Genomic DNA, 18,639 nt, shown 5'->3' on the forward strand with positions numbered 1-18,639 from the left:
ATTAGTCTGCGGAGGATTCAATGAACAAGGCGGAACTGATCGACGTTCTGACCGAAAAGTTGGGTACGGACAGGCGCACGGCCACCGCGGCAGTCGAGCATGTGGTCGACACCATCGTGCGCGCGGTGCACAAGGGTCAGAGCGTCACAATCACCGGATTCGGTGTGTTCGAACAGCGTAAGCGTGCGGCTCGTGTCGCGCGGAACCCGCGTACCGGCGAAACCGTGAAGGTGAAGCCCACTTCGGTGCCTGCGTTCCGTCCGGGCGCGCAGTTCAAAGCCGTCATTGCGGGTAAGCAGAAGCTGACCGCGAGCGGCCCTGCGGTAAAGCGCGGTGCGAATGCACCGGTGGCAGCCAAGAAGGCGGCCGCGAAGAAGACGGCGGCCAAGAAGACCGCCGCCAAGAAGACGACCGCCACCAAGGCGCCCGCGAAGAAGACGGCGGCCAAGAAGGCCCCGGCAAAGACGACGGCGCGCAAGGCAACTGCCACCAAGACGGCTGCTAAGAAGGCACCCGCTAAGAAGACGGTCGCCAAGAAGGCGACGACGGCGGCCAAGAAGTCGACGACGGCGGCCAAGAAGACCGCTACCGCCGCCAAGAAGACGGTCGCGAAGAAGGCGCCCGCGAAGAAGTCCGCGGCCAAGAAGGCTCCGGCCCGTCGCGCGCGCTGACGCGGAAGGTGCACTGCCGCCGGGTGATTCGGCTCCGCTAGGCGGAATCACCGGCAAACCGACTCGAAACGGCCCCGAGGTTCGCCTCGGGGCCGTTTCGGCTGTCTGCGTCTCGATTTGGTATCGAGAAGCGACAGTAGGCGATTGTGGTCCTCTCAGGTGACAGTATTTGACAGCGGCGTCAGGACTTGACGATGGCGGCCGAGAGTGACCGGTCGAGGTGGTCGGCGGCGACCAGTCGATCCGAGACGAATGACAGCACCCACACACTGCCCTTGCGGTTGCGCGCGGACGGCAGTGTGATGCCGTCCCGATCGGCCCACCACTGCAGCAGATCGGGAATTACCTTGCCCTGACTGCACAGAACGCGCACCGCGCGATCCGACACGAGTGATAGGGCGCGTTGTCGAGCCTTGTCCGGCGCTGCGGCATAAGCGGTTTCGGAGAAATCCGGTTCGATGCCGATGGTCGTGCCGAGTTTCTCCGCTAGCGGTTCCATCGTCTGGACGCAGCGCAGCGGATCGGCCGAAAAGATCTCGGACGCACCGAATGCCAGTAGATTCGGGACCAACGCATCGGCTTGGGCCCGACCGGCTCGCTCCAGCGGGCGCTGGTCGTCCGGACCGTCGAATCGGTCCCTGCTGCCCGCCTTGGCGTGCCGCACCACAACCAGCGTGCTGGTGGCGGCGGGCAGGCGGGTGAAGGCGCGCATCACCTGCCGGTCCATCGGATACGACAATTGGTCCATCACCCGGTCCAAGGTGTACCAGGACAGCGCGTCGACCTCGGAATTGGCGCTGAATTCACCGCCGGAAACCTCGGCGGCCCAATAATCCACCCGCTTGAGTTTCCGATGGCCGGGAATCGGATACGTGACGTGCCCGAGGTAGCGGCCGAGGTGGCAGTCGAGGCCGGTTTCCTCGCCGACTTCGCGCACGGCGGCGAGCACCGGTGTCTCGCCCGGATCGAGCTTGCCTTTCGGCAGCGACCAATCCTGATACTTGGGGCGATGTACCACGGCGATCTCGATGGCGCCGGATCCAGCGGACGTTCTACGCCACAACACCGCGCCCGCGGCGTGAATGTTGGCTGTTACCCGAGGATCCCAGAACGGCCCGCCGTCCATCCCGTATCCCGTCGTATCACTCACGACTGCGCCTCGATGATGCTCGGCTCCGTCGTGCGCGATTGCGCGCTGTATTGATGGTTCACTCGCTGCCGCTCGTTCACGGCTGATCCGGTCTCCGCACTCGCATCATGAATTGCTGGTGGTCGCGCACCTCGACGCCGTTGCTATCGGCGCCGTCGGGTGAGGCGTGCCAGCTGCCGTCGGCTTGGAGTACCCAGCAGCGTGTGGTCGGATACAGGGCCGAGTCGAAGACCGAGCCCAGCTGCTCGCACAGCCTCGGATCCTTCACCTGCGCCATGACTTCCACGCGCCGGTCCAGATTCCGGTGCATCATGTCGGCGCTGCCGATCCAGTATTGGTCCTGGGCCTGGAAGTGCAGAATGCGCGAATGTTCCAGGAAGCGACCGAGAATCGAGCGCACCTCGATATTCTCGCTCATCCCCTCGACACCGGGTCGCAGACCGCAGATGCCGCGCACCACGATCTGCACCGGTACACCGGCCTGAGAAGCTCGGTAGAGAGCGTCGATGACTTGCTCGTCGACAATTGCATTGGCCTTTATCCGGATTCGCGCCGGGAAGCCCTGGCGCGCCAGCTCGATCTCGCGCTGGATCCGCTCGATGATTCCGGCGCGCACACCCTGCGGTGCGACAAGCAGGTTGCGGTAGTTGGCCTTTCGCGAGTAACCGGTCAGCGAATTGAACAGATCGGTCAGATCGGCGCCGATTTCCGGTGCGGCGGTGAGCAACCCGACGTCCTCGTAGAGGCGCGCGGTCTTCGGGTTGTAGTTGCCGGTGCCGATATGGCAGTAGCGGCGGATGGTCGAACCCTCGCGACGGACCACCAGGCAGGTCTTGCAGTGCGTTTTGAGTCCGATGAGGCCGTAGACCACATGCACGCCCGCCTGTTCCAGCGCCCGGGCCCATTTGATGTTGGCCTGTTCGTCGAAGCGGGCCTTGATCTCGACCAGCGCGACCACCTGTTTACCCGCCTCGGCCGCGTCGATCAGCGCGTTCACGATCGGGGAGTCACCGGAGGTGCGGTACAGGGTCTGTTTGATCGCGAGCACCTGCGGGTCGGCGGCGGCCTGTTCGATGAAGCGCTGCACGCTGGTGGAGAACGAGTCGTAGGGGTGGTGCACCAGCACATCGCCCTCGCGCAGCGCCTGGAAGACGTTGCGCGGGGTTTCGCGCTCGCCGAATGCGGGCGGCGTCGCGGGCACATACGGTGCGTCCTTGAGATTGGGCCGGTCCACGCCGTACACCTGCCACAGGCAGGACAGGTCCAGTAGGCCCGGCACCTGGATCACATCGCCGGGATCGACCTCGAGCTCACGCAGCAGCAGATCGAGCATGTGCTCGGTCATATCGTCGGAGACCTCTAGTCGGACCGGCGACCCGAAGCGGCGGCGAGCGAGTTCCCGCTCCAACGCCTGCAGCAGATCCTCGTCGCGATCCTCTTCGACCTCGAAATCGGCATTGCGGGTGATCCGGAACGAGTGATGTTCGACGACCTTCATACCCGGGAACAGCAGATCGAGGTGCGCGGCGATCAGTTCTTCCATCGGTAGGAAGGCCGCGACCGGGGAGCCGGAGTCGGTGCGCCGCACCCGAACGAAGCGATCGACGTTGTCGGGCACCTTGACGCGGGCGAAGTGTTCGCCGCCGGTGGAGGCATCCTTCACCGTCACCGCGAGGTTGAGACTCAGGCCGCTGATGTAGGGGAACGGGTGCGCCGGATCCACCGCGAGCGGGGTGAGTACCGGAAAAACCTGATCCTGGAAATAGCCCGAGAGGCGTTGGCGCTCATCGTTGTCCAGATCGGACCAGACGATGACGGCAATGCCCTCGGCGGTCAGCGCGGGCAGTACCGAGTCGAGGAAGACGCGGGCGTGCCGGTCGGCGATCTCCTGGGCGCGCGCCGCGATCAGCTCCAATTGTTCGGTGGGCGAACGGCCGTCGGCCGAACGCACCGAAAGTCCGGTCTCCGCACGGCGTTTGAGGCCGGCGACGCGGACCATATAGAACTCGTCCAGATTGGAGGCGAAGATCGCGAGGAATTTCGCGCGCTCCAACAATGGCAGCGATGCATCCTCGGCAAGTGCGAGAACTCGGGTGTTGAAGTCGAGCCAACTGAGTTCGCGGTTCAGGTAGCGATCACGTGGCAACCGCTGCGGGCCGCCATCCTCGACAGGTGGTGTCGCGGCGGGCAGTGCGGTCGGCAGCACCTGTTGTTTGACGGTTTCGATATCGCTCATGCCCGCGCCTCGCTGGCACGTGGCACCGACATGCGCGACGCACGCTGGTTCCGGAATAGCTTGCTTCGCTCACTCACGCCAACGATCATCCCCTACAAACCGAGCCGTGTGCAGCCCGACGCCAGCATTGCCGTGCGTATCACGCTGGATGTGGCGACCGGCTAGCACACCCGGCGTACCCGCTCGTGAACCCGAATCGGCCAACCGATGTCGTGCAGGACAGCACCTGTCGAATCGCCCGCGCCGAGTTCGACGGCGCGATCCAGATCCTCGGCGGTATCGACGTCGAGCCGCAATCCGGGCCAGTCACCGCGCAGGTCGACCGCACCCGCGTCGATGTGTCGACGCGCCGAGCCCGGACCGAAGCGCGGATCCAGCGGGGCAACGGTATCGCGGACCAATAACGCGGACGTGCCGCTGCCGGCGTGGTCGACGATGACCGAGCGCACTCCGACCGGCGCGGTGCTCAGCATGTCCGAGAGTTCGTCGGGGCACAAGGCGGGCAGATCCGCCTGCAGTGCCAGCAGCTCGACCGGACCGTGCCGGTGTCGCAATGCGGTGGCCGCGTCGGTGAGCGCGGTGTTCAAGCCGTCCGGATCGGTCGCATCGATCACCTCGCGGCGGGGTTCGGGATGCACGACCGCGCCGAGCGCGCGCGCGACCTCGGCGACGACCGGATCCGGGGTCACCACGGTGACCGATGCGATCAGCGGAACCGCGACAGCGGCGGACACGGTGTCGGCGAGCATGGCAAGCACGAGCCGGGCCCGGTGTTCCGGGCGCAACCGATCGGCCAGACGGCTCTTGGCCCGATCGAGGCTCTTCACCGCGATCACGGCGTGCAACGCATGCGGACGCATGCTGCTAATCCTTCCATGAGTGGTTCCGTGGCATATTGGGCAGATGACGAGGGCGGCAGTGCTGGGCGCGGGATCATGGGGGACCGCGTTCGCGAAGGTGTTGGCGGACGCGGGAACCGACGTCACGATCTGGGCCAGGCGGCCCGAGGTGGCCAAGGCCCTGGCCACGGAACATCGCAATCCGTTCTATCTGCCCGATGTACAACTACCCAGCGTGCGGGCCACCCACGACCACGCCGAGGCGCTCGAAGACGCCGACATCGTGGTGCTCGCGGTTCCGTCCCAATCCCTGCGCGCGAATCTCGAGACGTGGCGGGACTCGATCGGGCCGGATGCCGCGCTGCTGAGCCTGGCCAAGGGCATCGAGACCGGCACGCTGCTGCGGATGAGTCAGGTCATCGGTGAAGTCACCGGTGCCGACGAGAGCCGGATCGCGGTGCTGTCCGGTCCGAATCTGGCCAAGGAGATCGCCGCCGAGCAACCCGCGGCCACCGTGATCGCCTGCACCGATGCCGCGCGGGCCGTCGCACTGCAGCGGGTCTGCGCCAACGGCTACTTCCGGCCCTACACCAATACCGATGTGATTGGCTGCGAGATCGGTGGCGCCTGCAAGAACGTCATCGCGCTCGCCTGCGGCATCGCCTCGGGCATGGGATTGGGCGACAACTCGATTGCCAGCCTGATCACCCGCGGGCTGGCCGAGATCATCCGGCTCGGGGTCGCACTCGGCGCGGAGCCGGTCACATTGGCCGGACTGGCCGGCGTCGGCGATCTGGTCGCCACCTGTACCTCCCCGCTGTCGCGCAACCGGTCGTTCGGGCATGTGCTCGGGGCGGGCGGGTCCATGGAGGCGGCCCAGGAGGCCACCCATGGTCAGGTCGCCGAGGGTGTGAAGTCGTGCACATCGGTGCGGGCGCTGGCCGCGGCGCACAATGTCGAGATGCCGCTGACCACGGGGGTGCACCAGGTATGTCATGAGGGCGTTTCGGTGCGCGAGGCGGTCGACAATCTGCTGGGTCGGCGGATCAAACCGGAATAGGGGCGAACGCCATAACCGCACGGGCACGAGGTTGGTTCAGCACCCATAACGGGTACGGTTCCGTGCATGACGAACCGGATCAGGGTTGCCGTGGTGTTCGGCGGGCGCAGTAACGAGCACGCCGTCTCGTGTGTGTCGGCCGGCAGCGTGCTGCGCAACCTCGATCCGGAAAAGTACGAGGCAGTGCCCATCGGCATCACCCTCGACGGCGCCTGGGTGCTCGGCGGTTCCGAGGTGGCCGCGCTCGGATTCAAGGAGAATGCGCTGCCCGCTGTGGACAGCAGCGGCACCGCGCTCACGTTGGCCGCCGATCCGAGCCGGTCCGGCTCGTTGGTCGCGCTCGATGATCCGACTGCGGCACTCGGTTCGGTGGATGTGGTGTTCCCGATTCTGCATGGTCCGTTCGGTGAGGACGGCACGCTGCAGGGCATGCTCGAATTGGCCGGGGTGCCGTATGTCGGGCCGGGGGTACTGGCCAGCGCCGCTGGCATGGATAAGGAATTCACCAAGAAGCTGCTCGCCGCGGAGGGGTTACCGATCGGGCGGCAGCTGGTGCTGCGGCGCGGGACCGACACGCTCGCTGCGGACGATCGTGCGCTGCTGGGCCTGCCGGTGTTCGTCAAACCGGCACGCGGTGGCTCCTCGATCGGCATCACCAAGGTCACCGACTGGAGCGAGTTGGACGCGGCGATCGCGACGGCGCGCGAACACGATCCGAAGGTGATCGTGGAAGCGGGCATTGTCGGACGCGAAGTCGAATGTGGCGTGCTGGAATTTCCGGACGGGCGGGTCGAGGCCAGTGTGGTCGCCGAGATTCGGATGCCGGATGCCGATGCCGCGGCGCCGGAGTTCTACGACTTCCACACCAAATACCTCGACGATGTCTGCGAATTCGATGTTCCGGCGAAACTGGACGACGAAGTGTCCGACAGCGTCAGGGAACTCGCGGTGCGGGCGTTCAAAGCGCTCGACTGCCAAGGGTTGGCGCGGGTGGACTTCTTCGTCACGGCGGAGGGGCCGGTGATCAATGAGATCAATACGATGCCCGGCTTCACCTCGATCTCCATGTATCCGCGGATGTGGGAGGCGACCGGAATCGACTACCGGGCACTGGTTTCCACGCTGATCGAAACGGCGCTCGCACGGGGTACCGGGTTGCGGTGAGCGACCCTCTTTTGGCCAGGGCCGCGCAGTCGGTGTCGCAAGTAGAGCTGGTATGGCGAAACGACCCGGGGTGCGACGTCAGTTCGGCAGCGGGCCGGGATCGATCGGCTGGGCCGGTATGTTGGCGGTAATCGTGTCCGAAACTCCTTGCAGCGGAGTGGGTCCGGAGCCGTCGGGGACGGTCAGCGCGATATAGGTCGCGCGGTCGACGGCGAACCAGGTGCTCGCCTTGGCGGCCGCATCGCGGACCTCGAACCACTGCACGCCATTGACGATCTGCAGCGGCGAGGCGCGGTTGAACTCCAACGGTCGTTCCAAACCGCAGCGCAGCACGATCGCGTCGCCGCCGTCCTTGCGCTGCCAGGCACGAGTCGCTGGGGGAGCCGGCTCCACCAGCGTGGATTTGGAGTAGTCGCCGAGATCGACCGGCAATGCGGGCAGCAGCGCGGCGCACGCCGGACCATCTGCTGCGGGTGCGGGAACCGGACCGAGAACCAGCGGTTCGCGTTCGGTCGGTGCGCGTAGCGCAAGGACCGCGGCGACCAGAACGGCGACTACCAGCACGACCGGGAGTGCGACCGCTGTCGCGATCAGCGCGGGCGGGTAGCCGCTGGATTCGGTGGCGGGCTCGTCGGCGGATTCGGTGCTGTCGGCGGCTGCGGCTGCGGGTGCGGTGTCGGCGGGCTCGGCGTCAGCGGCATCGGTTGAAGCTGTGGCCGGCTCAGTGTCGTCGGTAACGGTTGGGGCTGCTACGGAGTCCGCGGCTTCGGTGTCGGCGGCACCGTTCGAAGCTGTTGGGGAGCCAGCGGCCTTGGCTTCGGCGGCACCGGTCGAGGCTGGTGCGGGCTCGGCATCGTCGGCACCGGCGGAGGCTGGTTCGGGCTCGGCATCGGCCGCTGGGGAAGGGCTGTCGGTTCCGGTGTGATCGACGGTGGGCGTGGGTTCTGCCGCAGCGTTGTCCGCGGGCGAATCGGCCGTCCCTTTCGACAGCTCGGCCTTGGACGACTCCGCCTCCGACGAATCGCGGTCCGACGATTCCGCCGCCATGCTCACCGGTCCTTCCTGTTCACGCCGACGGGACCCGGTCACCTGGGGGATGGATGCCGCGCACCGGCCTGGTAGTACTCGATTGCCTTGGAAAGGGTACCCTCGGGGCGATTTCAGCCAGCACGACGCCGGAAGGGACCAGGTCATCAGCGACAGCACACGGCCGAGGACAGTGCGTGAGCTGGGGGAGTTCGCGCTGATCGAGCGGATCAACTCGGGGCGGACGCAGGCGCCCGGCGTGCTGCTCGGCCCCGGTGACGACGCCGCCCTGGTGGCCGCGCCGGACGGCCGTTTCGTGGTCACCACCGACATGCTGATCCAGGATCGACATTTCCGCCTCGACTGGTCCGATCCGCGCGATATCGGGCGCAAGGCCATCGCGCAGAACGCCGCCGACGTGGTCGCGATGGGTGCCGTGCCGACCGCATTCGTGGTGGCGTTCGGTTGCCCGGCCGATACGCCGCTCGAGCTGGTGGACGGGCTCACCGACGGGATGTGGGCCGAGGCGCGTCGCGCGGGCGGTTCCATCGCGGGCGGCGATGTGGTGCGCAGCCCGCAGCTGGTCATCTCGGTCACCGCTTTCGGTGATCTGGACGGCCGCGCGCCGATCACCAGAGCCGGTGCACGCGTGGGGGATACGGTCGCGGTGGTCGGTCGCCTCGGCTGGTCCGCAGCCGGGTTGGCGGTGCTGACCGCCGGATTCGATCCGGCAGACGAACTATTCGCCGAAGTGCTTGCGGCCCATCGGGTCCCACAGCCGCCCTATTCGGCTGTGCTCGCTGTTGTCGCCGATTCCGCTGCCGAAGTGGACAACTCGGGAGCGTCCTCGGCGGAAGGCGTGCTCGGTTCGGAGCACATCGGGGTGTCGGATCAGAACGCGACGGAGTTCGAATCGGAAGGCGTCATCGGGTCTCCCACCGAATTGCCCACGACACCCACCGCGCTCACCGACATTTCGGACGGATTGCTCGCGGATCTGGGCCATATCGCCGAGGCGTCCGGCGTCGCCATCGATATCCACTCGAAGTCATTGCGCGATCCGGCTCTGGCGACCATCGCGCGGCGTCTGGATGCCGATGCGGCGCAATGGATTCTGACCGGCGGCGAAGATCACGCATTCGCCGGAACCTGGCCCGCGCACCGTGAGCTGCCGCCCGGTTGGGTGCCGATCGGACGGGTGCTGGCAGGTCACGGCATCACCGTCGACGGCGTGCGGCATCCGGGCAGTGGGGGCTGGGAATCGTTCAGCGGGGTGGACTCGGCATCCGAGCCAAAGCCACGATAGGTTGTGCGGTCATGGGCGCGAAACCACTGACGGAAATCATGGATCCGGGTTGGGCGAAGGCTCTCGAACCGGTTGCCGAACAGATCTCGGCGATGGGCGAATTCCTGCGCGCGGAGAATGCGGCGGGCCGCGGTTATCTACCTGCCGGTGAGAATGTGCTGCGCGCTTTCCAGCGTCCGTTCGATGCGGTGCGCGTGCTCGTCGTCGGCCAGGATCCGTATCCGACGCCCGGACATCCGATGGGCCTGAGTTTCTCTGTCGCCCCGGATGTTTCGCCGGTGCCGCGCAGCCTCGCCAATATCTTCGCCGAATACAGCAAAGACCTCGGCCACGAGACACCGTCCAACGGCGACCTGAGCCCGTGGTCGAATCAGGGCGTATTGCTGCTGAACCGAGTCCTGACGGTTTCGCCGGGACAGCCCGCCTCGCACCGCGGCAAGGGCTGGGAAGCGGTGACCGATCAGGCGATTCGCGCCCTGGTGGCCAGGGACGAACCGCTGGTCGCGATCCTGTGGGGTCGTGACGCACAGACACTGAAACCGCAGCTGGCCGCGGCCGAGGTGCCCTATATCGAATCCGTGCACCCGTCACCACTGTCGGCCTCGCGCGGCTTTTTTGGTTCGCGACCCTTCTCACGAGTGAATGAACTACTCGACGAATTGGGTGCCGAACCTGTTGACTGGCGCCTGCCCTAGATCCCGGGCGTCGAGGTTAAAACACAGTAGAGGAGCACAATTACATGCAGAACAAGACCGTTCGCGGCGCACTGCGCGGCACCACCGCCACGCTGGCCCTGTGCGCGGCCCTGGCCGGCGGCAGTGCGGCGGCGAATGCGGCCGGGTTGCCGCTCGAGCCCGCCACGGAAACCTCCGCGCCGAAGACCGCCGCACCGGTCGGCGAGGAATTCACCTCCAATGGCTCCTCGACCATCTCGTCCTCGGTGAATGCCAAGGTCGCGTGCCTGCTGCAGAACACCATCAGCGCGCAGGGCAAGTGGGACTGCTGAGGTCCCATTGACCGGGGACTCGCATGAACCCCAGCGGTAACTGTGCGATCCTCGGATCGTGAGTAATGCGAACAACCTTCTCGATCCGATCCGGCTGCGGCTGCGCGGTTCGGATGGGATCGAGCTGGCCGCCGACCAGTTCGGCCCGGCGGACGGCCCGCTCGTCCTGTTTCTGCACGGTGGTGGTCAGACCAGACACTCGTGGAAGCAGACCGGCGCGAAGCTGGCCGCCGCCGGGATGCGGGTCGTCACGCTGGACGCGCGCGGCCACGGCGACAGCGAATGGTCGCCGAACGCCGATTACCGCCGCGCCACGATGGTCGCTGACCTGGTCGCGGTCCTCGAACAGCTGGCCACCCCCGCGGTTGTTGTCGGCGCGAGCATGGGCGGGATAACCGGCCTGCTGACCACCGCGGATCCAGGCGGCGCGGCGATCACGGCCCTGGTGCTCGTCGACATCGTCACCCGCCCCGAACCCGCCGGTGTCGCGCGGGTGATCGACTTCCTCGGCAAACATCGCGACGGCTTCGACAGCCTGGAGCAGGCCGCCGACGCGGTCGCGGAATATATGCCGCATCGGCCACGGCCCAAGAACACCGACGGCCTGCTGCGCAATCTGCGCCGCCGTGACGGCCGATGGTACTGGCATTGGGATCCGGATATGCTCGGTGATCGCGTCGAGGATGCGAGCGAAATGGTGCCGCAGCTGGAAGCCGCCGCGCGCGCCCTCACCATTCCCGTAATGCTGGTGCGCGGCATGCAGTCCGACGTGGTGACGCCGGAAGGCGCCGCGGAATTCCAGGCACTGGTGCCGCATGCGCAGCTGGTCGAGATCGGCGGCGCGGCGCATACCGCGGCCGGTGACGACAACGATTCGTTCACCGACGCGGTCGCGAAATTCGTGCTCCAGGTGCGCGGTTAGCTACCGGTTCCGGTAGTCGGGCTTGCGCTTCTCGACGAAGGCATCCACGCCCTCGCGTCCGGCCGGGCTGTTCGCCGCGGCGCTGATGGCATCGCGCTCGTAGTCGAGCTGATCGCTCAGCGTCGACGAATTCGACCGTGCCAGTAGCGATTTGATGCCCGCGTAGGCGGATCGCGGTCCGCTGGCGAGGGTTCGGGCCACCTCCAGTGCCTCGGCCCGCACCTGCTCGTCATCGACGAGCCGGCTCAGGATGCCGAGCTGAACTGCCGTTTCGGCGTCGAGAATCGCATCGGTGAGCAGGATTTCGCGGGCGCGGCCGGCGCCGACGATCCGCGGTAGCGTCCACGACATGCCGCCGTCCGGGCTCAACGCGATGCCCGGATACGCCGGGCGCAGCTTGGTGCTCGGGCCGCCGATCGCGATATCCGCCGCGCACACCAGGCTCATCCCGGCTCCGGCCGCCCACCCCTGCACCCCGGCGACGACGGGCACGATGGTCTCGTCGAGCGCGCGGACGAAATCGTGCAGATCCGTCGCGAGGCCGTAGATATGACCGGCCCGATCCTCGGCCGCCGCGAAACCACGCACATTGCCACCCGCGGAGAAGTTCGGTCCGGCGCCCGTCAGCAGGACGGCCCCGATCTCGCGGTCGACCGATCGCAATGCCTCGGTGCCCGCGTTGATGCCCGCGAAGTCCAGGGAAGTGCCATTTGCGGCGGTCGAGATGGTGATCTGTAGTACGCCGTCGACGACGGTGATGTACTCGGTCTGCGTGGAAGTCATGACCAGCACATTAGCTCCCCGCCCCGAGCCGTCCTCCGGTCAGCGGCGGACCATGCGGACTTCGATGGCGGGGGTGAAGGCCTCGATGCGGCTGGTGCCGTCGAGTTCGAAACCGTGTTTGCGGTAAAAGGCCTGGGCGCGCGGGTTCTTCTCGAAGACCCAGAGAGAGCACGGTATGTCGGGTGCGACGGCGGCACGGATGAGGTCGTCAGCGACGCCGGTGCCGTACCAGGCGGCGCGGACGTAGAGGGCATTGAGTTCGGTTGGGGTGACCGGTGATTCGTCGCGTGACGCGCTCGCACACGAGAATCCGATCACCTCGTCGTCGAAGAGGGCGACGTAGGCGCTGCCCGGGTTGCGGACCCGGACGCGTTCCCACTGCTCGGCGCGGCGGTCGACCTCGAACGCATCCAGGATGTGGTCGGGGACCAGACCGCGATAGGCCTCACGCCAGCAGGCGATATGGCATTCGGCGAGGCCGTGAACGTATTCGGTGGTGAGTGGGGCTATGCGCCAGGCGGGCTGGGTCATGGAGACCATCGTTGCCGAGGGCGGTCGGCGATGACCAGGGTCCGCAGATGACTACGCCCCGAGCACCGGGTGGTGTCGGGGCGTATGTCGGTCTCTGGGAAATCAGCCGCGAACGACCTTGCCCGCCTTCAGGCAGGAGGTGCACACGTTCATGCGGCGGGTGTTGCCCGGCGCGACCTGTGCGCGCACGGTCTGGATGTTCGGGTTCCAACGACGGTTGGTACGCCGGTGCGAGTGCGAGACCGACTTCCCGAAGCCGGGGCCCTTGGCGCAGACGTCGCAGACGGCAGCCATAGTCGCGAACTCCTTCATGTCATGTGGGGACCGCCGCACGTCGGCAGCATGTCCGGAAACAATGTCTTAATGCCCTGCCGACTCACGTCGGCCAGCGCGAACCCTCTCGGCCGCGCTAGGCAACCCTGCAAGGGTAGCTGGCGGCGCCCTGATCCACCAAACCGGGTCATGAACCGACGACCCGCGGGCACACCCGATGGTAGTGGATCGGTGTCGCCGATCGACTGTCGGTATCGCCAGCTAACCTGGCCAACGGTGGCAGAACCTTTCGAGCGATCTGCCAGCAGTCGCTTGGGTACGGGTGGCACGGCGGTGTGAACGATCGCGGAGAGAGGTGGCGGTGCCCGGAGTGCGGGACATGATGGGCGACGGCCCTGACGCGGGTCTGCCTGCCGTCGCCGGTCCGAATGAACTGAACGGCACGGCCCTGCTGCGCTGGGGGCGCATCTGCCTGGAAGGCCTGCAGCAGCGTCGCGAGGAAATCAACGCCCTCAACGTCTTCCCCATCGCCGACGCCGACACGGGTACGAACATGCTCGCCACCATGCGAGCGGCAATGCAGGCCGCGGATGCCGCGGTGATCTCGGCGCGCGGGGCCGAGCAATCGGATGGTTTCGCCGGTTATGCAGCCGATGCTCTGGCGGCCGCCGGTTATGCAGTGAATGCTGAGGCGGCCGGTGCCGCGATGTCGGATGGCGGGGCCGCGTCGCTGGGGGAGTTCGCGGGCGGAGCCATCGCCGCCAACGGTGTCGATCGCCCGAGGGTGCCTAGTCCTGTACAGCGTGGGTCCGCGCGATCCGTGCCCGAGGGTTTTGCAGGGGATGGCGGGGTGGTCGGTGGTGCCGCGATGTCGGATGACGGGGCGGTCGGTGCTGTTGCGGCGGGGGCGGGCGGTGGTGCGGTGACACCAGATGCTGTGGCGGCGTCGTCTGAGCAGTTCGCGGATCGAACGATCGCTACGAGCGGTGTCGATTGCCCGGCTGTGCCTGGTCCTGTCGAGCGTGGTGTCGAGCGATCGCACGATTCCGCGGCCGACGGCTTTGCAGCGGATGCTGGGGCGGTCGATGGTGTCGAGGAGTCCGATGCCGAGGCGGTCGGGAATGGGGCGATATCGGGCGCAGGAGCGGATGGCGGCGTCGCGGTGTCGCAATCCGCGGCGGAGTCGCCCGGGGAGTTCACGGATCGAGTTATCGCCCGGCACGGCGTTGATCGCCCCAACCCGCCTGATCTTGCCGGGCGGGACAGCTCGCGGAATGGCTTCAGTGCAGCGCAGTCGGGTGGAGCCGCGGTCGGGTATCTCGAACCGGGCGCGTTCTCGACGCACGATGTGGCCGCGGCGATGGCGCGCGGGGCGACACTCGGTGCGCGTGGAAACTCCGGGATCATCTTGTCGCAGGTGTTGCGGGGGATTGCCGAGGCGGCGCGCGGGGGGCCGCTGACGGCGCAGACGTTGCGTGACGCGCTGGCCACGGCATCGGCGCTGGTTCGGGAATCGCTGAGCGTGCCGGTCGAGGGGACGATCCTGACCGTCCTGGAGCGGGCAGCCGAATGTGCGGCGGCATCTCCGGAATCAACCCTGGCCGATGTGGCGGTGGCGGCGGCCGACGGCGCTGCCGAGGCGCTCGGCGATACGCCCGCCCAGCTCGGCGTGCTGCGCGAGGCGGGAGTGGTCGATGCGGGGGCGCGCGGGTTGGTCGTGTTGCTCGACAGTCTGGTCGCGGTCACCCTCGGCCGAACCCCCGATCGACCGGCGTACGCGCGCGGCGAATTCGCATTCGAGGCAAGTGTCGATCGCGCCACCGTCCCTGCGCACGCCGATTCCGCACCGCGAACCGACGCCGAACCGCGCGGCACCTGTGCCGAACCTCTGAACAGTGCCGAACCCCACTTCGAGGTGATGTACCTCCTCTCCGACACCGACGACCGACGAATCGCCCGCCTCCGAGATCGCCTCGCCGACCTCGGCGACTCGGTGGTGGTCGTCGGCGACGGCGCGGGCTCCTGGTCCGCACACGTCCACTGCGCCGACGCGGGCGCCGCCGTCGAGGCAGGCATAGCAACCGGCACCCTCAGCGCCATCCGCATCGAAAGCTTCACCATCACCGCTCGCCCAACACCCGCGCACTACGACGCGGCCGCACACTCGGGCAAATTCCCGCTCGCCGACTTTGCCGACCGCGCTGAGGTCGTCGGGCACCGTGACGCAGCGCCCGCCGATGTTCCCGATCGCACTGGTACCGCAGGGCGACCTGGTGGTGCCGGGCGCACGATCGGACCCGCACCTACTGATGCTGCTGGGCACCGCGATCTAGCCCCGGCCGCCGACGGTGCGGGTGGCGCTGATGGGGTCGTGGAGCCTGGGCGCACTGACGTGAGTACGCGTGTTGCCGGCTGCCCTGATGGGGTCGCCGCTGGCGTTGTGGGTGGCGCTGATGCCGTCGTGGGGCCGGATCGCACCGACGTGACCACGCGTGCTGCTGTGGGTGGCGCTGATGGGGTCGTGCGGCCGGGACGCACTGAGGCGAGCACGCGTATTGCTGCTGGCCGCCCTGATGAGGCCGCCGCCGATGCTTCGGGTCAGGTTCATGACCCCGGGCAACCTCGAGGCGTTGGACGCACTGATGCGCCCGCGCGTGCTGAAGCTTCCGGCACGACCGGATCCGGCGCAACCGCGCACATCGGTCCCGATCACGACGGTCCCGCAGACCGCGCCGTCCTGGCTGTTGCATCGGGGGATGGTGCGGCGGCGCTGTTCGAGGCCGGGGGTGCGGTGGTGCTCGGCGGTGATGGGGCGGTGACCAGTGCGGCGCTGCTTGCGGCGATTCGGCGGCTGCCGAATCGGGAGGTGTTGGTGCTGCCGAATGGCGCGCTGCCCGCGCACGAGTTGGTCGCGGTCGGTGTTGCGGCGCGTGACGCGCATCGGGACGTCTTGTTGTTGCCGAGCGGGTCGATGGTGCAGGGGTTGGCGGCGCTGGCGGTGCACGATTGCGGCCGGATCGCGGTGGACGATGCGTTCGCCATGTCGGAAGCGGCGGCCGCGACCCGCTGGGGATCATTGCGTGCTGCGACAGAACGGGCGCTCACCATGGTCGGCACCTGCGAGGCCGGTGATGGGCTGGGGCTGGTCGGTCACGATGTCGTGGTGATCGACCGAGATGTGCCGACCGCGGGCCGGACCCTGCTCGACCGGATGCTCGCGTTCGGCGGTGAGCTGGTCACTTTGCTCATGGGCGCGGCGGCCTCCGACGAACTCGCGGACGAACTGGCCACGCATATCGCGAACGGCTTCCCCGGCGTCGAGGTGAGCGTGTATTCCGGTGGGCAGCAAGCGGATCTGGTGCAGATAGGGGTGGAATAGGGATATGGCGACACTCAGCGATCGGCTGGACCACCTGCTCGGCGTGAAGGCGGCCGAGCCGCTCGCCGATGCCTTCGACATGCACACCGTCGAGGATCTGTTGCGGCACTACCCATTACGCTATGCCACCCAAGGCCAGCCGCTTACCCAGGAGCAGCCGGAAGAGGGCGCGCACATCACCGTCATCGGTCGGGTGACGAAAACCGAACTGCGCCCGATGAAGAACCGCAGGGGGCGACTGCTCAAGGTGGCCCTCGACACCGGTTCGGTCGCCCCGATCGATATCACCTTCTTCAACGGAGACAAGGTGAGTTACCTTGTCCGCGAAGGAGTCCGGGCCATGATGTCGGGCACCGTGCACTGGTGGCGCCCGGACCGCTGGAACCTTTCACATCCCGATTATCTGATCCTGCCCGAGAAGGAAGAGGATTCGATCGAGAACCTCACCTCGGTGCGCGGCGGCGGCGCCTTGCGCGGATTGGCGCAGAGCGCGAAAGGTAAAGGGGGAGTGGATGTCTCGTTCTTCGAACGGGAATACATCCCGGTATACCCGGCGACCGCGAAAGTGCAGAGCTGGGATCTGCTCGCCTGCATCCGGCAGGTACTCGACCAGCTCGACCCGATCGACGATCCGCTGCCGAGCGAGCTGCGCGACGACCGCGCGCTGATGAAGATCTCCGACGCGCTGCGCCTGATCCACCTGCCCGAACGCAAGTCCGATATCGAACAGGCCAGGGAGCGTTTGCGTTTCGACGAGGCGCTCGCCCTGCAACTTGTCCTCGCCGAGCGGCGACACGATGCGCAGGCACGAGCGGCCCGGCCGTGTCCGCCCCGATCCGACGGTATCGCCGCGGCTTTCGACACCCGCCTGCCCTTCGAACTGACCGAGGGACAGCAGCAGGTGATCGCGGAGATCTCCGACGATCTCGCGCGTAGCCACCCGATGCACCGGCTACTGCAAGGTGAGGTGGGTTCGGGCAAGACCATCGTCGCGCTGCATGCCATGCTGCAGGTGGTCGACGCCGGTCAGCAGTGTGCGCTGCTCGCTCCAACGGAAGTCCTTGCTGCCCAACACTATCGGTCACTGCGTACGATGCTCGGCGATCTCGGCACCGCCGGTGAACTCGGCGCCGCCGACAACGCGACCAAGGTCGTGCTGGTGACCGGCTCGATGTCGGCGTCGGCGAAGAAGGCTGCGCTACTCGATGCGGTGACCGGCGAGGCGGGCATTGTGATCGGCACACACGCGCTCATCCAGGACGCGGTGGAGTTCTTCGATCTCGGCATGGTGATCGTCGACGAACAACATCGGTTCGGTGTCGAACAGCGGGATGCGTTGCGCGCCAAGGCGAAATCCGGCACCAGCCCGCATCTGCTGGTTATGACCGCGACTCCGATTCCCCGCACCATCGCCATGACCACTCTCGGCGATCTGGAGACCTCGACCCTCACCCAGCTGCCCCGCGGTCGCTCGCCGATCGTGTCGAAGGTGGTGCCGCGCAAACAGCATCCGAACTGGGTCGACCGTGTCTGGGAGCGCATTCTCGAGGAGGTCGGCGCCGGTCGACAGGCCTATGTGGTGTGCTCGCGCATCGGCGACGACGAGGAGAACAGCAAGGGCCGCAACGGCAAGAAGGCAGCGAAGGCAGAGGAGAAGGAGGGCCCGACCACGGCCGCGGCGCTCGAGGTCTTCGACATGCTGCGCACTGGTCCGCTCGCGAGCGTGCGGGTCGGCCTGCTGCACGGCAGGCTCCCGACCGATGAAAAAGACCAGGTGATGCGCGCATTCAACGATGGCGACATCGATGTGCTCGTCTGCACCACGGTCGTGGAGGTCGGCGTCGACGTGCCGAATGCGACCGTCATGGTCATCGTGGACGCGGACCGCTTCGGTGTCAGCCAGCTGCATCAGTTGCGCGGCCGCATCGGCCGCGGCAAGCACCCCGGCCTGTGCCTGCTCATCACCGACGCGGGCCCCACCGGCACCGCCATGGCCCGGCTCGATGCCGTCGCCGCCACCACCGACGGCTTCGAACTCGCCGTCCTCGACCTGCGCCAACGCCGCGAAGGCGACGTCCTCGGCGCCGCCCAATCCGGCACCGCCCGCTCCCTGCGCCTGCTCTCCCTCCTCGACGACCTCGAAGTCATCACCGCCGCCCAGGACCTCGCCCGCCAACTAGTCGAAGCCGACCCAGGCCTACACCACCACCCAGGCCTGGCCACCATGATGCACGCCGCCGTAGACGCCGAACGCCTCGAATACCTCGCGAAGTCCTGATCGAGAATGCGCTGG

Annotated in this window: 15 protein-coding genes and 2 pseudogenes; 10 read left to right on the top strand and 7 right to left on the bottom strand. The window is 67.1% G+C overall.

The window, feature by feature from the left end; all coding sequences use genetic code 11:
- Nucleotides 1–20 precede the first annotated feature (20 nt).
- Nucleotides 21–671, top strand: a complete 651-nt coding sequence (locus tag ACQPYR_RS10870) for an HU family DNA-binding protein (protein ID WP_433630696.1) — start codon at nucleotides 21–23, stop codon at nucleotides 669–671.
- 181 nt (nucleotides 672–852) lie between these two features.
- Here the strand turns inward: ACQPYR_RS10870 and ACQPYR_RS10875 are convergent, their stop codons facing one another.
- The 3 genes from ACQPYR_RS10875 to cofC all read right to left on the bottom strand — a co-directional run bounded on the left by ACQPYR_RS10875 (nucleotide 853) and on the right by cofC (nucleotide 4,917).
- The gene (locus ACQPYR_RS10875) at nucleotides 853–1,797 is read right to left on the bottom strand and encodes an NUDIX hydrolase (protein WP_433635093.1); all 945 of its coding nucleotides are present in this window, start codon (nucleotides 1,795–1,797) and stop codon (nucleotides 853–855) included.
- Between the two features lie 100 nt (nucleotides 1,798–1,897).
- A complete protein-coding gene (locus ACQPYR_RS10880) occupies nucleotides 1,898–4,057 on the bottom strand; it encodes an RNA degradosome polyphosphate kinase (RefSeq protein WP_433630698.1) in 2,160 nt (719 codons plus the stop codon).
- A gap of 161 nt (nucleotides 4,058–4,218) precedes the next feature.
- Nucleotides 4,219–4,917: a 2-phospho-L-lactate guanylyltransferase gene (cofC, locus tag ACQPYR_RS10885; RefSeq protein ID WP_433630700.1), complete on the bottom strand. Its 699-nt coding sequence runs from the start codon at nucleotides 4,915–4,917 to the stop codon at nucleotides 4,219–4,221.
- 43 nt (nucleotides 4,918–4,960) lie between these two features.
- Between cofC and ACQPYR_RS10890 the strand changes: the two genes are divergently transcribed.
- Both ACQPYR_RS10890 and ACQPYR_RS10895 read left to right on the top strand, forming a co-directional pair.
- Complete coding sequence (locus ACQPYR_RS10890; RefSeq protein WP_387289241.1) at nucleotides 4,961–5,956, top strand: NAD(P)H-dependent glycerol-3-phosphate dehydrogenase; 996 nt, start codon at nucleotides 4,961–4,963, stop codon at nucleotides 5,954–5,956.
- A 66-nt stretch (nucleotides 5,957–6,022) separates the two neighbouring features.
- The gene (locus tag ACQPYR_RS10895) at nucleotides 6,023–7,120 is read left to right on the top strand and encodes a D-alanine--D-alanine ligase family protein (RefSeq protein WP_433630702.1); all 1,098 of its coding nucleotides are present in this window, start codon (nucleotides 6,023–6,025) and stop codon (nucleotides 7,118–7,120) included.
- Nucleotides 7,121–7,198: 78 nt separating this feature from the next.
- Here the strand turns inward: ACQPYR_RS10895 and ACQPYR_RS10900 are convergent, their stop codons facing one another.
- Entirely contained in the window at nucleotides 7,199–8,167 is a 969-nt protein-coding gene (locus tag ACQPYR_RS10900) for a DUF3515 family protein (RefSeq protein ID WP_433630704.1), read from the bottom strand.
- Between the two features lie 172 nt (nucleotides 8,168–8,339).
- Between ACQPYR_RS10900 and thiL the strand changes: the two genes are divergently transcribed.
- The 4 genes from thiL to ACQPYR_RS10920 are packed head-to-tail and all read left to right on the top strand — an operon-like array spanning nucleotide 8,340 to nucleotide 11,380.
- Entirely contained in the window at nucleotides 8,340–9,452 is a 1,113-nt protein-coding gene (gene thiL / locus ACQPYR_RS10905) for a thiamine-phosphate kinase (RefSeq protein WP_433630707.1), read from the top strand.
- Nucleotides 9,453–9,463: 11 nt separating this feature from the next.
- Nucleotides 9,464–10,147, top strand: coding sequence for a uracil-DNA glycosylase (locus ACQPYR_RS10910; protein ID WP_433630710.1), 684 nt, complete (start codon nucleotides 9,464–9,466; stop codon nucleotides 10,145–10,147).
- Between the two features lie 44 nt (nucleotides 10,148–10,191).
- The gene (locus ACQPYR_RS10915; RefSeq protein WP_040693471.1) at nucleotides 10,192–10,458 is read left to right on the top strand and encodes a hypothetical protein; all 267 of its coding nucleotides are present in this window, start codon (nucleotides 10,192–10,194) and stop codon (nucleotides 10,456–10,458) included.
- Nucleotides 10,459–10,516: 58 nt separating this feature from the next.
- Entirely contained in the window at nucleotides 10,517–11,380 is an 864-nt protein-coding gene (locus tag ACQPYR_RS10920; protein ID WP_433630713.1) for an alpha/beta fold hydrolase, read from the top strand.
- Here the strand turns inward: ACQPYR_RS10920 and ACQPYR_RS10925 are convergent, their stop codons facing one another.
- From ACQPYR_RS10925 to rpmB, 3 genes are all read right to left on the bottom strand, one after another.
- On the bottom strand, nucleotides 11,381–12,163 hold the full coding sequence (locus ACQPYR_RS10925) for an enoyl-CoA hydratase/isomerase family protein (RefSeq protein WP_433630716.1): 783 nt from the start codon (nucleotides 12,161–12,163) through the stop codon (nucleotides 11,381–11,383).
- Nucleotides 12,164–12,202: 39 nt separating this feature from the next.
- Nucleotides 12,203–12,694: an N-acetyltransferase family protein gene (locus ACQPYR_RS10930; RefSeq protein ID WP_433630717.1), complete on the bottom strand. Its 492-nt coding sequence runs from the start codon at nucleotides 12,692–12,694 to the stop codon at nucleotides 12,203–12,205.
- Nucleotides 12,695–12,796: 102 nt separating this feature from the next.
- Nucleotides 12,797–12,988, bottom strand: a complete 192-nt coding sequence (rpmB, locus tag ACQPYR_RS10935) for a 50S ribosomal protein L28 (protein ID WP_011210730.1) — start codon at nucleotides 12,986–12,988, stop codon at nucleotides 12,797–12,799.
- Nucleotides 12,989–13,835: 847 nt separating this feature from the next.
- On the opposite strand from rpmB, the pseudogene ACQPYR_RS10940 reads away from it, so the two are divergent.
- From ACQPYR_RS10940 to recG, 3 genes and pseudogenes are all read left to right on the top strand, one after another.
- Nucleotides 13,836–15,077 (top strand): annotated as a pseudogene (locus ACQPYR_RS10940) (DAK2 domain-containing protein); the annotation flags it as partial.
- Between the two features lie 594 nt (nucleotides 15,078–15,671).
- A pseudogene (locus ACQPYR_RS10945) lies at nucleotides 15,672–16,346 on the top strand (DAK2 domain-containing protein); the annotation flags it as partial.
- A 4-nt stretch (nucleotides 16,347–16,350) separates the two neighbouring features.
- Nucleotides 16,351–18,624 carry an ATP-dependent DNA helicase RecG gene (gene recG, locus ACQPYR_RS10950; RefSeq protein ID WP_433630720.1) on the top strand — a complete coding sequence of 758 codons (2,274 nt, stop codon included), beginning with the start codon at nucleotides 16,351–16,353 and terminating at the stop codon, nucleotides 18,622–18,624.
- Nucleotides 18,625–18,639: the final 15 nt, after the last annotated feature.

The sequence above is a fragment of the Nocardia sp. CA-120079 genome, from assembly GCF_050955745.1.
Lineage (GTDB): Bacteria > Actinomycetota > Actinomycetes > Mycobacteriales > Mycobacteriaceae > Nocardia.